The sequence below is a fragment of the Herbaspirillum sp. SJZ099 genome (assembly GCF_007828355.1).
Taxonomy (GTDB): domain Bacteria; phylum Pseudomonadota; class Gammaproteobacteria; order Burkholderiales; family Burkholderiaceae_D; genus Herbaspirillum.
This window is the reverse complement of record NZ_VIUO01000004.1, coordinates 286,461-301,400: the sequence shown is the minus strand read 5'-3', so window position 1 is coordinate 301,400 and position 14,940 is coordinate 286,461. Positions and strand designations below refer to the sequence as shown.

General features: G+C 63.2%; 10 protein-coding genes and 1 pseudogene. 4 read left to right on the top strand and 7 right to left on the bottom strand.

What is annotated here, in order from left to right; genetic code table 11:
* The first annotated feature begins 358 nt into the window (after positions 1–358).
* Positions 359–2,470: a polyphosphate kinase 1 gene (gene ppk1 / locus FB597_RS11555; RefSeq protein ID WP_141912341.1), complete on the top strand. Its 2,112-nt coding sequence runs from the start codon at positions 359–361 to the stop codon at positions 2,468–2,470.
* 39 nt (positions 2,471–2,509) lie between these two features.
* Positions 2,510–2,989: a histidine phosphatase family protein gene (locus FB597_RS11550; protein ID WP_141912339.1), complete on the top strand. Its 480-nt coding sequence runs from the start codon at positions 2,510–2,512 to the stop codon at positions 2,987–2,989.
* Between the two features lie 112 nt (positions 2,990–3,101).
* On the opposite strand, the gene FB597_RS11545 is transcribed toward FB597_RS11550, so the two are convergent.
* The 6 genes and pseudogenes from FB597_RS11545 to FB597_RS11520 all read right to left on the bottom strand — a co-directional run bounded on the left by FB597_RS11545 (position 3,102) and on the right by FB597_RS11520 (position 12,727).
* Entirely contained in the window at positions 3,102–4,844 is a 1,743-nt protein-coding gene (locus tag FB597_RS11545) for a methyl-accepting chemotaxis protein (protein ID WP_144769593.1), read from the bottom strand.
* 428 nt (positions 4,845–5,272) lie between these two features.
* On the bottom strand, positions 5,273–6,997 hold the full coding sequence (locus tag FB597_RS11540) for a methyl-accepting chemotaxis protein (RefSeq protein ID WP_144769592.1): 1,725 nt from the start codon (positions 6,995–6,997) through the stop codon (positions 5,273–5,275).
* Positions 6,998–7,464: 467 nt separating this feature from the next.
* A pseudogene (locus FB597_RS11535) lies at positions 7,465–9,628 on the bottom strand (methyl-accepting chemotaxis protein).
* 378 nt (positions 9,629–10,006) lie between these two features.
* A complete protein-coding gene (locus tag FB597_RS11530) occupies positions 10,007–11,068 on the bottom strand; it encodes a glycosyltransferase family 1 protein (protein ID WP_141912328.1) in 1,062 nt (353 codons plus the stop codon).
* Between the two features lie 25 nt (positions 11,069–11,093).
* Complete coding sequence (locus FB597_RS11525) at positions 11,094–11,963, bottom strand: UDP-2,3-diacylglucosamine diphosphatase (protein ID WP_141912326.1); 870 nt, start codon at positions 11,961–11,963, stop codon at positions 11,094–11,096.
* Positions 11,960–12,727 carry a GNAT family N-acetyltransferase gene (locus tag FB597_RS11520; RefSeq protein WP_144769591.1) on the bottom strand — a complete coding sequence of 256 codons (768 nt, stop codon included), beginning with the start codon at positions 12,725–12,727 and terminating at the stop codon, positions 11,960–11,962. Before FB597_RS11520 ends, FB597_RS11525 begins: the two co-directional genes overlap by 4 nt.
* Before the next feature lie 359 nt (positions 12,728–13,086).
* Between FB597_RS11520 and FB597_RS11515 the strand changes: the two genes are divergently transcribed.
* Entirely contained in the window at positions 13,087–13,869 is a 783-nt protein-coding gene (locus FB597_RS11515) for a 3-hydroxybutyrate dehydrogenase (protein ID WP_144769590.1), read from the top strand.
* Positions 13,870–13,986: 117 nt separating this feature from the next.
* Complete coding sequence (locus FB597_RS11510; protein ID WP_144769589.1) at positions 13,987–14,766, top strand: AraC family transcriptional regulator; 780 nt, start codon at positions 13,987–13,989, stop codon at positions 14,764–14,766.
* 3 nt (positions 14,767–14,769) lie between these two features.
* Here the strand turns inward: FB597_RS11510 and FB597_RS11505 are convergent, their stop codons facing one another.
* Complete coding sequence (locus FB597_RS11505; RefSeq protein WP_255517159.1) at positions 14,770–14,898, bottom strand: beta-propeller fold lactonase family protein; 129 nt, start codon at positions 14,896–14,898, stop codon at positions 14,770–14,772.
* Between the last annotated feature and the right edge of the window lie 42 nt (positions 14,899–14,940).

The following is a 14,940-nucleotide window of genomic DNA, read 5'->3' as shown; positions in this document are numbered from 1 at the left end:
AACTTTAACCAGCAAATGTGACGAGTTTATGACGGAGTCTTGTCATGCAGCCCAGAGCGGGAATTTGTAAAAATCTCGAAATCCGACAACCATCCGGGCAACCGGAAAGCCACCGGAAAAGATGCGCCGATTGCCCTGGCGTCATGAAAAACGCCGTACCGGCGCAGGGTGCCGGCTTGCTGAAAAAACACAGCCGGCGATATCAAAAAGACATTCCTTCGAAAAAATATCTGTGAAGCAATAAATATCATCCCCACCTCAGCGCAATTCTGTGACAAAGGCCTTCGAGAGTTGTCATAAACTCGTCACACATCCTAAATACACTGCCCGGAAAACAAGGATGGACAGGGAACATTGAATGACCAGAAAAGCAAAACCGGAAACCAGAGACCTACCTGAACTTCCTCCCCATACGATTTACCTCAATCGCGAACTGTCGCAGTTGGCATTCAACCGCCGCGTGCTGGCCCAGGCAGAAGATCCCAGCGTGCCGCTGCTGGAACGGCTGCGCTACCTGTGCATCTGCAGCAGCAACCTCGACGAATTCTTCGAAGTGCGCATCGCCAGCCTGCTGGCCAACCGCATCGAGGGCGAAAACATCGATCCGCCCGAACTGCGCGCCGCGCTGGAACACACCAGCGTCGAATGCCACCGCATCGTGGCGCGCCAGTACCAGTTGCTCAACGACGAGATCCTGCCCCAGCTGGCCGCCAACGGCATCCACCTGCTGCGCCACGAAGACCGCAACGAAGCCCAGCGCGCCTGGGTCAAGGGCTATTTCGACCAGAACGTGCGCCCGCTGCTCACGCCCATCGGCCTGGATCCGGCCCACCCGTTCCCGCAGGTGGTCAACAAAAGCCTGAACTTCATCATCGAACTGTCCGGCAAGGACGCCTTCGGGCGCGGCACCGGCGTCGTCATCGTCAAGGCGCCGCGCGTGCTGCCGCGCGTGATCCGCTTGCCCGACCACCTCTCGGCCAAGGGCGCGGCCTCGTTCTGCCTGCTCTCTTCGGTCATCCACGCGCATATCGCCGAACTGTTCCCGGGGCGCGAGATCACCGCGTATTCGCAATTCCGCGTCACCCGCAATAGCGACCTGTGGGTGGACGAAGAAGAAGTGAAGAACCTGCGCCAGGCGCTGGAGACCGAACTGCAAAGTCGGCAATTCGGCGTGGCCGTGCGGCTGGAAGTGGCCAGCAACTGTCCCGAGCACCTGGCTCAGTTCCTGCTGAACCAGTTCAACATCGAGCGCAATCGCCTGTACGCGGTCGAAGGGCCGGTCAACATGGTGCGCCTGGGCGAGATCGCCAACCTGGTCAACCAGCAAGAGCTGCGCTTCCCGCCCTTCTCGCCCACCCTGCCGCACCAGCTGATCAGCGATAACATCTTCCGGGTGCTCGACAAGAAGGACGTGCTGCTGCATCACCCCTTCCAGTCCTTCCAGCCGGTGGTCGACTTCATCCGCACCGCCGCGCACGACCCCGACGTGGTGGCAATCAAGCAGACCATCTACCGCACCGGCATGAACTCGGACCTGATGGAGGCCCTGATCTACGCCGCCCAGCACGGCAAGGAAGTGACGGTGATCGTGGAACTGATGGCGCGCTTCGACGAAGAGGCCAACATCAACTGGGCGGTCAAGCTCGAACAGGCCGGCGCCCAGGTGGTATACGGGGTGGTCGGCCTGAAGACGCACGCCAAGCTGGCGCTGGTGATCCGCCGCGAAGAGCAGGCGCTGCGCTTCTATGCCCACCTGGGCACCGGCAACTACCACCCTACCACCACCAAGTTCTATACCGACTTCGGCCTGCTGACTTCCAACCAGGAACTCACCTCCGAGGTCAACGAGGTCTTCATCCACCTGACCAGCCTGACCAAGCCGCGCCATCTCACGCACCTGTGGCTGGCGCCGTTCTCGCTGCAAAAGGAAATCATCCGCGCCATCCGCAACGAGGCGCAGATCGCGCGCGAAGGCCGGCCGGCGCGCATCATCGCCAAGATGAACGCGCTTCTGGACGAATCGGTGATCCGCGCGCTGTATGCGGCGTCCAGCGACGGCGTGAAGATCGACCTGATCGTGCGCGGCGCCTGCGCGCTGCGTCCGGGCGTGCCGGGCCTGTCGGAACACATCAAGGTACGTTCCATCATCGGCCGCTACCTGGAACACTCGCGCATCTATTACTTCCGCAACGACCTGGCGCACGACGTTTACCTGGCCAGCGCCGACTGGATGAACCGCAACCTGTTCCGCCGCATCGAAGTCGCCTTCCCGGTGCTGGACAAGGCGCTCAAGAAACGCGTGATCACCGAGGGCCTGAACCCGTACCTGAAAGACAACGCCAATGCCTGGCATCTCGATGCCAATGGCGCCTATACCTTGAAAAAGCCACGCAACAAGCAGCATACTTTCAGCGCCCAGCAGCATCTGATGAACACCTTAGGCATTCCGGCCACGTTGCCGGAAGAATGAAGGCCCACAGGCCATACGCTAAACAGACGGGAGCCTGAAATGGATTTGATTTTGTGGCGGCATGCGGAAGCGGAACTGGGCGAGCCCGACGAAGGCCGCGCCCTCACGCCCAAAGGGCACAAGCAGGCCGGCAAGATCGCCGACTGGCTGGATCGCAACCTGCCGGAAAGCTGCCGCATCCTGGTCAGCCCGGCCACCCGCACGCTGCAGACGGTCGAGGCGCTGGGGCGCAAGTACCGGGTACACCCGGAACTGGCGCCGGACAAGTCGGCCGAGGATCTGCTGCGCGCGGCGAACTGGCCCGACAGCCGCGAACCGGTGCTCATCATCGGCCACCAGCCGACCCTGGGCCTGGTAGCTTCGCAGCTGATCTGCGGCCAGCCGCAGGAATGGTCGCTGCGCAAGGCCAACGTCTGGTGGATCGCCCAGCGCGAACGCGGCGACATCACCACCAACTACCTCAAGGCGGTCATCGCGCCGGAACTGATCGCCAGCTCGGGCAAACACCACCCGCGCTGATCCGGCGTCCATCTGACCCGGCGTCCATCCGATTGCCCCGCTGAAGCGCAAAAAAACGGCCCGGTCATCCGACCGGGCCGTTTCGCATGCAGAGGCATCATACCGTCGGCGCTTAAAAGGTCTCCCATTCGTCGCCGTTGTCCGACGCCGGCGCGCTGCGTGCCGGCTTGGCGGCAGGCGCCGCCGCCTTCGGCGCCGGCCTGGGGGCAGGCTTGGCCGGCGGCGTTGCGGCAGGACGCACAAGTTGCGCAGGTTGCGCCTTGGCTGGCGCTGCAGTCACCGCTTGCACCGCATAGGAACGGGAGGATTCGGCGCCGTCGATGCGGAAGATCGACACTTCCTGCATCAGGCTCTGCGCCTGCTGCTCCAGCGCCTTGGCGGCGGCACTGGCCTGTTCCACCAATGCGGCGTTCTGCTGGGTGGCTTCATCCATCTGCGATACCGCGCGCGATACCTGGCCGATGCCGGCGCTCTGTTCGCTGGAGGCGGCCGAAATCTCGCCCATGATGTCGGTCACGCGCTGCACCGCATTGATCACGTCGCTCATGGTGGTGCCGGCCTGGCCGGCCAGTTCCGAACCGGCCTGCACCCGGTCCACCGACAGCATGATCAACTCCTTGATTTCCTTGGCGGCGCTGGAAGAACGTTGCGCCAGCGCGCGCACTTCCGTGGCCACTACCGCAAAGCCGCGGCCCTGTTCGCCGGCGCGCGCCGCCTCCACCGCGGCGTTCAGCGCCAGGATGTTGGTCTGGAACGCAATGCCGTCGATGATACTGACGATGTCGGTAATCTTGGTGGAGCTCTCGCGGATCTCTTCCATGGTCTGCACCACGCGGCCGACCACGGCGTTGCCGTCGGACGCAATGGTCGAGGCGTTGACCGCCAGCGTCGAGGCCTGGCGGGCATTGTCGGCATTGTGCTTGACGGTGCTGGTCAGCTCTTCCATGCTGGAGGCGGTCTCTTCCAGCGAGGCCGCCTGCTGCTCGGTACGGGAAGAAAGGTCGAGGTTGCCCGAGGCGATCTCGCGGGTGGCCGTGGCGATGGCGTCGCTGCCGCTGCGCACCGCGCGCACGGTGCGCGACAGGTTTTCCTGCATCCGCGACAGGCCTTCCAGCAACTGGCCCATTTCGTCCTTCGAATGCACGCGCACTTGCTGGGTCAGGTCGCCGGCGGCGATGGCGTCGAAATGCCGGAGCGCGCGCTGCATCGGTTCAGCGATGGCGCGCCGCAGCGACAGCCAGCTGTACAACGCCAGGATCAGCCCAAGGGCGATGGCCACGATGGAGAAGGTGCGCGACGCCTCATAGCGGCGGGTGGCGGCGGCCAGGCTATGTTCGGCCTGTTCGCTTTCATATTTGCCCAAGGCCCGCCCATCGCCCTGCATGGCGGTGTAGATGGTGCCGACCAGGCGCGCCTGGTCGCCGATCGCCTTGCGGTCGCCGGTCTTGATGGCTTCAGCGAACTTGACCAGCGCATCCTCGGTCTTTTCGATGCCTTCCGAGACCTTCTTCACCAGCACCTTGCCCTCTTCGGTCTGCGGCAGCGCGGTGTACTGGGCCCACCAGTTCAGCGCTTCCTTGCGGCTGTTGGCATCCATGCCGAACATGCGCTCGGCCCAGGCCGGGTCATCGGTCAGCGCGGCCTGGTCCAGCGAGGTGCGCTGGCGGCCGATCCAGATCAGCACATTGTCAGCGGCGACGGTCTTGGGAATGCGTTCTTCGGTGAGTTCGCGGCTGATGCCGACGGCGGCCGACATGCCGAGCAAGCCGGAGGTGCCGATGGCCACCAGCAACAGCGACAGGATAAAAATGGCAATGGCGAGCCGTGCTTTTATGGAAATATTTTTGAAGGACATAAGAGACAGTGTTCCAGTGGATGAGAAAAAACACGGCAAGCCGTGCTACAGCCCAAAGAGCGCATATAACGCACGAAGGACAACCCCTGCTCTCTCAGGACATGATGCTTGAACCTTGCAGGCCTGTTCGCATTCAATCCACGCCTGTCGGCAGTTCCCGGAAGCTTGCTTGCGGATTCGAGGCGAACCGGCTCTGGCTAAACGTGCTCCCCTTGATACAGCAATGCAAAGAGCGCGCCATTGGCTGTTCTATCTTAACGGCAACATTTCAGGAAACTTCAGCTCCCGTCCATCGTCCCTGCCAGAAAAAAAAGCGCCGCAAGCAGAGGCTTGCAGCGCTTTTTACATCCATTGATTCCGATTTAACTTTTTTCACATCGCCGCCGCCCGATGGGCGCCATGGCTTGCCTTTTTGACATGTGAACGAATCAAAACTCTTCGAACTCGTCGTCGCGCACCGCCTGCCCCGGCTTGCGGGCCGGCGCGGCCGGCGGCAAGCCGGCAACCGGCTTGGCTGGCTTGGCGACCACATCGATGGCGGCAGGCGGATTGACCGGACGCATCGGCATGGCGGCCAACGGCGCACTGGCGCCAGGGATTGCTGGCTCCCCCATCTTCAGCTTGAAGATGGCAACCGCCTGGGCCAGCACATCGGACTGCTCCTGCAGGCTTTCGGCCGCCGCCGCGGCCTGTTCCACCAGGGCGGCGTTCTGCTGGGTGATCTCGTCGATCTGCGCGATCGCGTGATTGACCTCGGCGATGCCGGCGCTCTGCTCCTGGCTGGCGGCGGTGATTTCGCCCATGATGTCGGCCACGTGCTTGACCGAGTTCACGATCTCGTTCATGGTCGCGCCGGCTTCATCGACCAGCTTGCCGCCGGCATCGACCTTATCCACCGAATCGCTGATCAAGCCCTTGATTTCCTTGGCCGCGGTCGCCGAACGCTGGGCCAGCGAACGCACTTCCGAGGCCACCACCGCGAAACCTCGCCCCTGCTCGCCGGCACGGGCTGCTTCCACCGCCGCATTCAAGGCCAGGATGTTGGTCTGGAACGCGATGCTGTCGATCACGCCGATGATGTCGACGATCTTGCGCGAGCTTTCCTTGATCGAGCCCATGGTCTCCACCACGTCGCCGACCACCCTGCCGCCCTTGGTGGCGAAATCCGAGGCCGACACCACCAATTGATTGGCCTGGCGCGCATTCTCGGCATTCTGTTGCACGGTCGAGGTCAGTTGCTCCATCGAGCTTGCGGTTTCTTCCAGGCTGGAAGCCTGCGACTCGGTGCGGTTGGACAAGTCGACGTTGCCGCGCGCGATCTCATGCGAGGCCACGGCAATGATGGCCGCGCTTTCCTTCACTTCGTTCAGGGTGGCCGCCAGGTTGGACTGCATCGCCCCCAATGCGTTGACCAGCGTCGCCGCCTCATCGCGGCCCCGGTCACGGAAGTCTTGCGTCAGGTCGCCGCTGGAAATGGTTTCGGCGATATTGCCGGCGCGCTTTAACGGATTGACGATGGAACGGGTGATCACGAAGGTAAAGAAGAATCCCAGCCCCAGCGTCAGCACGCCGATCACCAGCATGCCGATCTGCGCCTTGCGGTAGCTTTCCTTGGCCTCGGCATGGGCGGCATTCATGTCGTCTTGCTGGTAGACCGCCAGCGCAGCCACGCCGGACATCCATTTTTCATGGGCAGGCAAGAAGTCGCTCTTCAGCAATTGCGCCGCATCGAAATAATTGCCGCTGCCGACCTGCCCGCGGATGGTTTCGACGATGGGGAACAGCTTCTTGCGCTCGGCCACCGCCGCATCCAGCAGCTCCTTGCCGCGCCCGCTGCTCGACAGCGAGGTCAGTTGGCCTTCGAAGCCGGCATACGCTTGCAGGATCTTGGTCAGGTGTTCATTCTCGGCCGTGCCTTCGGCGGCGTCGGTAGGCGTGACCACCTTGCGCAGCGCCAGCGCCAGCTGGCTGCCGGCTTCGCGCATGTTCATCGCGGTGGTCATGCCGGCCACCTTCTTGTCGATCACGTATTCGCTGCTGGTTTCCAGTTCGGCCATGCGCCACAAACCGATCAGCAGGATCGCGGTCGCGCACAGCAGAATGAGGCAAAAGCCGAATGCAAGGCGTGTGCCGATCTTGAGATTTTGGATCATGAATGTGTTCTTCCCTGTTAGAACAACCACTGTAGTGCAGGCGCCGCTCCCATGACGGCGCACCGGCGTTCCCTCTTTTCTTCCCCCATGCATGCCGACCTGCATGATTCATGCCTGCCGCCCCACCATCCCGCAGGCGACACGCACCAAGGCATACGACAACAGGCGGCGCGCCGAAACCGGCGCGCCGCACAGCGAACATCTTGTTTTTTCTGAATGATTTGGCCGGAACCCAGCTCAGGCTGGCAATGTGCGCCGTTGCAACTGGCAAGCGGCATATTTTTGTGACGAACCGACGTGCCGCATCTTAGAAGACGCCTCAGCAGCCAGCAAATGCTTTGTCTGCATGCATTTATGTGGCTTTTGCATAGTTTGTTCAATTCGGGGCACGCGCCCCGAATAAGGGCATGCGCCTCATGTCTCCATACAACGCATTGCCGCTTCTGCAATGCCTTCTCGCCAGTGCATCAGAACTCCTCCCAATCATTGGCGCCGCCATTCGCCTTGGCCATCCTGGTCATTTCTGGCGCGTCCGTATATTGCGGCGTCGCCTTGGCAACGGGTTGCGTAGCCGGTTTGGCCGGCGGCGCAATCCACGGAACCGCTTTCAATGCCGGCTTATGCGGCGCAACCACCGCTGCCGGAGGAACCGCCTTGCGCTGCCGGGCTGGCGGAGCCGCCATGGTTGCCGCTTCAGTGTCGACCATCTTGAACACGCTGACCGTATCCCATAACAGCTCGGCCTGCTTCTGCAGGCTTTCCGACGCGGCGGCGGCTTCTTCCACCAGCGCGGCGTTCTGCTGGGTGATGGATTCCATCTGCACGATCGCATCGTTGACCTGGGCGATGCCGGTGCTCTGCTCCTGGCTGGCCGAGGTGATTTCGCTCATGATGCGCGCCACCTGGCGCACCGAGTTCACGATCTCCCCCATGGTGGCGCCGGCCTCATCGACCAGCTTGCCGCCGGTGTCCACCTTTTGCACCGAATCGCCGATCAGCTCCTTGATTTCCTTGGCCGCCGTGGCGCTGCGCTGGGCCAGCGAACGCACTTCCGAGGCCACCACCGCGAAACCGCGGCCCTGCTCGCCGGCGCGGGCCGCCTCCACCGCCGCGTTCAAGGCCAGGATATTGGTCTGGAAGGCGATGCCGTCGATCACGCTGATGATGTCGACGATGCGGCTGGAACTGTCCTTGATGGCCCCCCATGGTCTGCACCACGCTGCCGACCACGTCGCCGCCGCGCACCGCCAGTTGCGAGGCGGAACTGGCCAACTGGTTGGCCTCGCGCGCGTTCTCGGCATTCTGCTGCACGGTAGAGGTCAACTGCTCCATGGCGCTGGCGGTCTCTTCCAGGCTGGAAGCCTGCGATTCGGTGCGGCGCGAGAGGTCGGCGTTGCCGGTGGCGATCTCGCGCGAGGCAATCTGGATGACGTCGATGCTGGAGCGCACATTGCCGACGATGCCGCCCAGGCTGCCGGTCATCTCGTTGAGCGAACCCAGCAACTGCGCCGACTCGTCGCGTCCCTGCGCCTCGCTGCGCGCGGTGAGGTCGCAAGCCGCCACGCGCCTGGCCATGTTCACCGAGTCCTGGATGGGCGCGGTGACCGAACGCGTGATGAGCATGCCGATCCAGGTCGCCGCCAGCGCCAGCAGCAGGATCGAACCCAGTATCATCATCTGGCGGCTGCGCAAGACCTTGTTCTGCTCGCCGAGTTGGGCGGCGAGCACTTCGGTCACCTGCCCGATCGCCTTGAACTGGTCGTCGATCGCAGCGGTGAACGCCTTGAAGTAGGCATCCGCGGCATAAGTCACTTCCTGCGGCAGCAGCACCTGCTCGCGGGCCAGCTTGATGACGCTGTTGCCGCCACGGTTGGCGACGTCGAAAGTCGCGCCCAGTTTTCCTTGCAACGCAGGATTGGCTTCCACCGCCTTGGCAAAGGACTTCTGCGCGGAGTTCAGGCGGTCCTGCGCGCGTTCCAGCATGGCAACCAGTTCCAGGCGGTCTTCGCGCTTGATGTCTTTCCTGATCAGCAAGCCGGCGCCGCGCGCGCGGGCCCGGCCAAGATCCTCTGTCAGGGCGGGCATGGCGATGAAGGCTGCGTTGATCAGTTGGGTACTGTCGAAATCGGGGTCGGTGCTGTATTTGAAATAATCCAGCATCCGCTCGTTGAGCTCGAACAGGCCGGCGACGATCGCACTATGGCCGGCGAAACTGTCGGGGGCCGCGATGCTGTTCCCCGCCACGGCATCGCGTATCCTGACCCAGGCGGCCTGTTGCGCCTTGAAGGCATTTTCGGCCCGGCCATCGTCCCGCATCACCTGATGCAAGCCGTCTGCCAGCGCTTGCAATGCCTGGTCGACTTCCTTCGCCTTGCCTTCCCGGGTCGGCGCCATGGCGGCATCGCCGCTGAGCAGCACGGCCGACATGCCGCGGTGCTGCTGCACCAGTTGCACGCTGCGCAGCAGGCGGCGCACCGGTTCGACGCCTTCGATCTCCATCTTCTTGAAGGCGATCACCCGCTCGGTACTGCTGACAAACAACGCGGTAGGCACGCCGAACAAGACCAGCGCTATCCCGCCCAGCAAAGCAAATTTCTGCCAAAGCATCAGGTTGGCAAGCAAACGTTTCATCACATCCCCCCCAGCAACATGTTGAAAAGTGACCGCTTAGCGGAAGATTGGACATCCCCCCTTTTTTCATCGGAGGGGCTGTGGATGACCAGGCAACCGTTTCAGTTTTAGCAAATTTCGTTCCAATGGCAAGGCCGGCAAGCGCAAAGCCTTGCCTGTAACGGACATTGATGGGGAAGGAAAACCAGGAAGGGGAATGGAGAAGGAAAGCCGCATCCGCGGCCGGCCATACTGCACAAAGGCGACATCGCGCTGCCGTCATCCGTCAAGGGGCGCGAAAGACAGCACGCAAGACGGAATGCAAGACGATTCGTATCGAGCCATCCCAAGAGGCCATCCCGCGCCCCGACCGGCCGATGATCTGGCCGGCCGAAGGCTTCAGCGCGATTCGCGCGCCGGCGCGATGGCGACGGCTACCTTGCCCGGTTCGGAAAGGTGGACATGGCGTACATGGTGCAGGTGCTGCAGGAACTGCTGCGTGGCCGACTCCCATGAACGGCGTTCGGCGTGCGAACGCACCACGTCCTTGTCCAGCCGCAGCGCCTGCAGGCAGGCCTGCCGCAGGTCGTTCTTCAATATCCCGGAGACGCCGTTATCGACCACGTCGATCGGCCCCTCCACCGGATAGGCCGCCACCGGAATGCCGCAGGCCATCGCCTCCAGCAGCACCAGGCCGAAGGTATCGGTCTTGCTGGGGAACACGAAGGCATCGGCGCAATTGTAGTAAGCCGGCAGTTCGTCATGCCCCTTGGCGCCGAGGAAGCGCACCTTGGGATAGCGCTGCGACAGTTCTTCGTACTGCGGGCCGTCGCCCACTACCCACTTGGTGCCGGGCAGGTCCAGCTTGAGGAAGGATTCGATATTCTTTTCCACCGCCACGCGGCCGACGTACAGGAACAGCGGACGCTCGATGCAGGCATGGTCCTCCGCCGACGGCCGGAAGTGCTCGGTATCGACGCCGCGCCCCCATAGCACGACATTGCGGAAGCCCTGCTCCTCCAGCGCCAGTTTCATCGCCGGCGTGGGCGCCATCACTGCCTGCGAACGACCATGGAACCAGCGCAGCAGGCGGTAGGTGATGGCCTTGGGCAGCAGCTTGCGGGCCGCCAGGTATTCCGGGAAGCGGGTGTGGTAGGCGGTGGTGAAGTTGAGCTTGCGGCGCACGCAATAGCGCCGTGCCGCCAGGCCCATCGGGCCTTCGGTGGCGATGTGGATGCAATCGGGCTGGAAGCGTTCGAGCGCCTCGGTGATGCGCGCATAAGGCTGGTAGGCCAGGCGGATCTCCGGATAGGTAGGGCAGGCGAATGTGCGGAAATCGCGTGGCGTGAGCATCAGCACTTCGTGCCCCGCCGCGCGCAGGCAGCGCACGGTGGAGCGCAGGGTGTTGACGACGCCGTTGACCTGCGGCTCGCCGGCGTCGCTGATGATGGCAATGCGCATAGAACGTTGATCCTGGAGGTGCGGTTCAGGCAAGAACCAGGTCCCTGGCCGCGGCCTTGGATTTTCCGGCTTTCTTGAGCTGCATGATTTCCTGCCACGACACCAGGCGCAGCTCGCCGCTGGGTTCTTCGACCAGCGCCGACAGGCTTTCCACCCAGTCGCCGTCGTTGCAGTAGGTGACGCCGCCGATGTCGCGGATTTCCGGCTTGTGGATATGCCCGCAGATGACGCCGTCCAGGCCCTTCTTCCTGGCCTCGTCGGCCAGCGCGTCTTCGAACGAGGAGATGTAGTTGACCGCGTTCTTGACCTTGGACTTCAGGTATTGCGAAAGCGACCAGTAAGGCAGGCCGGCGCGCGCGCGCCAGCTGTTGAACCACTGATTGAACTTGAGGATCATGGTGTAGAGCGAATCGCCGACATAGGCCAGCCACTTGGCGCAGGCGATGACGCCGTCGAAACGATCGCCGTGCAGCACCAGCATGCGGCGGCCGTCGGCGGTGACGTGCACCAGTTCGTCGCGGATCTTGATGCCGCCGAAATCGAGGTCGATGAACTGGCGGATCACCTCATCATGGTTGCCCGGCACGAAGATGACGTTGGTGCCCTTCTTGGCTTTCTTGAGCACCGTCTGCACCACGTTGTTGTGGCTTTGTTCCCAGTACCAGCGGCGCTTCAACTGCCAGCCGTCGATGATGTCGCCGACCAGGTAGAGCGTGTCGGATTCGGTGGCGCGCAAAAACTCCAGCAGGCGCTCGGCCTGGCAGCCCGTGGTGCCGAGGTGGATGTCGGAAATCCAGATGGTGCGAAAGCGCAGCGGATCGCGCTTGTCGTCGCCATCGGCCGCATCGCCGAACAGGCCGTGGGCATCGTCCATGAACTGTTCGCGTGGCTTCATGCGGTCCTCGTTTCCTTCAGGTAGTGGCGGGCGTAGCGGTTGTCCAGCTTGGACAGCGGCAACAGAAGGAAGAAGTCGGCCGAGTGGAAATCGGGATCCCATGCCGGTTCGCCGCATACCCATGCGCCGCTGCGCAGGTAGCCCTTCAACAGCGGCGGCACTTGCGGCTCGTGGCCCGGCTCGCGCTCCTCGATCGGGAACGGCAGGTGCGGCGTGACGCGATAGTCGGGCGGCGCCATGTTCTTTTCGGCGAACGCATGGTACAGCGCGGCGGCGTTATGCCCGCCATCGGCCAGGCTGACGCTGGCGCAGCCCATCAGGTATTCGCAGCGTTCGCGGCGCATGTAGGCGGCCAGGCCGGCCCACAGCATCATGATCACGCTGCCGCTGCGGTAGTCGGGGTGGATGCATGCGCGGCCGGCTTCGGCGATCGCGCCGCGGATGTTGTCCAGGCGGGAGAGGTCGAACTCCTGCTCCGAGTAGAACTTGCCCATGCGACGCGCGCCATGCGGGCTGAGCACGCGGTAGGTGCCGACCACGCTCAGGGTCTTGGAGTCGCGCACGATCAGGTGGTCGCAGTAGTTGTCGAAATCATCCTTGTCGAGGCCTTCGGCGTTGGCGAGCGCCGACAGGTTCATGGCTTCGATGAAGACTTTGTAACGCAAGCGCTGCACTTCACGCACTTCTTCCGGGGTGCTCGCGAGGCTCAAGCTCAGCTTGGAAAAACTCGGGTTGGCATCGGCAGGAATGGTAAGCAGTCTCATGCATCGTCCTTTATAGGTCATGGGATAACGCTGCACAGACTAACGATTGATTATTTCAGCCACATGACGTATGCGCCGACTTTGGCGGCGCAACAACAGCGCCGCGCGCGGCGTTACAATTGCATGACAAAGACGGCGCGGCAGTCGCGGAGGAGAATGGCGTTGGATGCCTGGAACCTGCGCGCCGTCCGGGCTTCGGAGACACAGGGAAGCGCCGGGATACGGCTGCCGGCCGCTGAACTTTGCGGCACAGGCATCATCGAACCGGCATCGTGTCCGGCGCCGCTGCAGGCCCGACCGTCAGTCCGGCGTCAGTTTCGTTTCGCATGTCCATCAACTCGAACCATAAAAGGAAACATATGCTACTCAAGGATAAAGTCGCGCTGATCACCGGTTCGGCCAGCGGCATCGGCAAGGAGATCGCCCAGGAATACGCCAGGCAAGGCGCCAAGGTGGTGATCGCCGACCTCGCGCTGGAGGCCGCCCGCGCCGCCGCCGATGAGATCGTCAAGGCCGGCGGCACCGCCATGGCCGTGGCCATGAACGTCACCGACGAAGCCCAGGTCAACCAGGGCGTGGCAGACGCCGTCGCCGCCTTCGGCGGACTGGACGTGCTGATCAGCAACGCCGGCATCCAGATCATCAGCCCGGTGGTCGATCTCTCGCTGGACAACTGGCGCAAGATGCTGGCGATCCACCTGGACGGCGCTTTCCTGACCACCCGCGCGGCGATGAAGGCGATGGTCAAGCAAGGCCGCGGCGGTTCGATCATCTATATGGGTTCGGTGCATTCGCACGAAGCCTCGCCGCTGAAGGCGCCGTATGTCACCGCCAAGCACGGCCTGCTGGGCCTGGCCAAGGTGGTGGCCAAGGAAGGCGCCAAGGACAAGATCCGCTCCAACGTCATCTGCCCCGGCTTCGTGCGTACCCCGCTGGTGGAAAAGCAGATCCCCGAACAGGCCAAGGAATTCGGCATCAGCGAAGACGACGTGGTCAAGAAGATCATGCTGAAAGACACCGTGGACGGCGAATTCACCACCACCCAGGATGTGGCGCAGACGGCCGTGTTCCTGGCCGCCTTCCCGACCAATGCGCTGACCGGCCAGTCGGTCGTGGTCAGCCACGGCTGGTATATGCAATAAGCCGCCGGCATTACCGGCACCGGCAAGCCGCCCCATGTGGGCGGCTTCGTTTTTCCTGCCAGGCGCTATCGGCTATCATGGCAGCTTCATCCCCCTCCCCGCTATTGCCGGATTGCCATGCCCGCAATTTCATCCGAACCGCTCCGTGCCACCCAGCCGCCGGCCGAACTGCACCTGCGCAGCTACCGCGCCGAGACGCTCACGCACAGCCATGATTTCCCGCAGGTGGTGCTGCCGGTATCGGGACGGATCGCGCTCGACATCGCCGGGCGCCAGGGCATGGCCGACGCCGCCAACGCCGCCTTTGTGGAACCGCACGCCCGGCATGCCACCAGCGCCGCTGGCCTCAACAGCGTCATCATCCTGGATCTGGCGCCGTCGATGCTCACCGCCGAACTGATGGAACGGCTGGCGCCGCGGCCCTTCATGCCGCTGTCGCAGGCGGCCGGCAAGCTGGTCGATTTCATGGCACTGGCGATGGGGCAGCAACACAAGATGGCGCCGGCGCAATTGCAGCATTGGGTGCCGCTGCTGCTGGACACCCTGGCGATGGCGGCGCCACGCCCTCACTCACGGCTGCATGCATTGATGGCGAAGATCGAGGCCGAACCCGGCCTGCCGTGGGCGGTGGCCGACATGGCAGCGGCCGCGGCAATCAGTCCCAGCCGCCTGCATGAATGGTTCCAGCAAGAAATCGCTACCTCGCCCCGCGCCTGGCTGGCCGAAGTCCGCGTGCGCCGCGCCTGCGAACTATTGAGCACGAGCGCCCTGCCCTTGTCCGAAATCGCCCTGCGCTGCGGCTACACCGACCAGAGCGCCCTCTCCCATGCCATGCGCAAGCTGCGCGACACCACGCCTGCCGCCTACCGGCGCGCGGCACACGCCGCGACGGCTTGAGGCTTATTTCACGAAAATGATGCCGACCGGCGTCGGCCCATCGGCCGACTCCCCGGTATCGGCCGGCATGCCGCTGGCATGATCGATACTGAACACATTCACTTTCCCGCTGCGCTGGTTAGCGACCTGCATCCACTTGCGCGAAAAATGGACTCCAAGCAATGGACTCCAAGC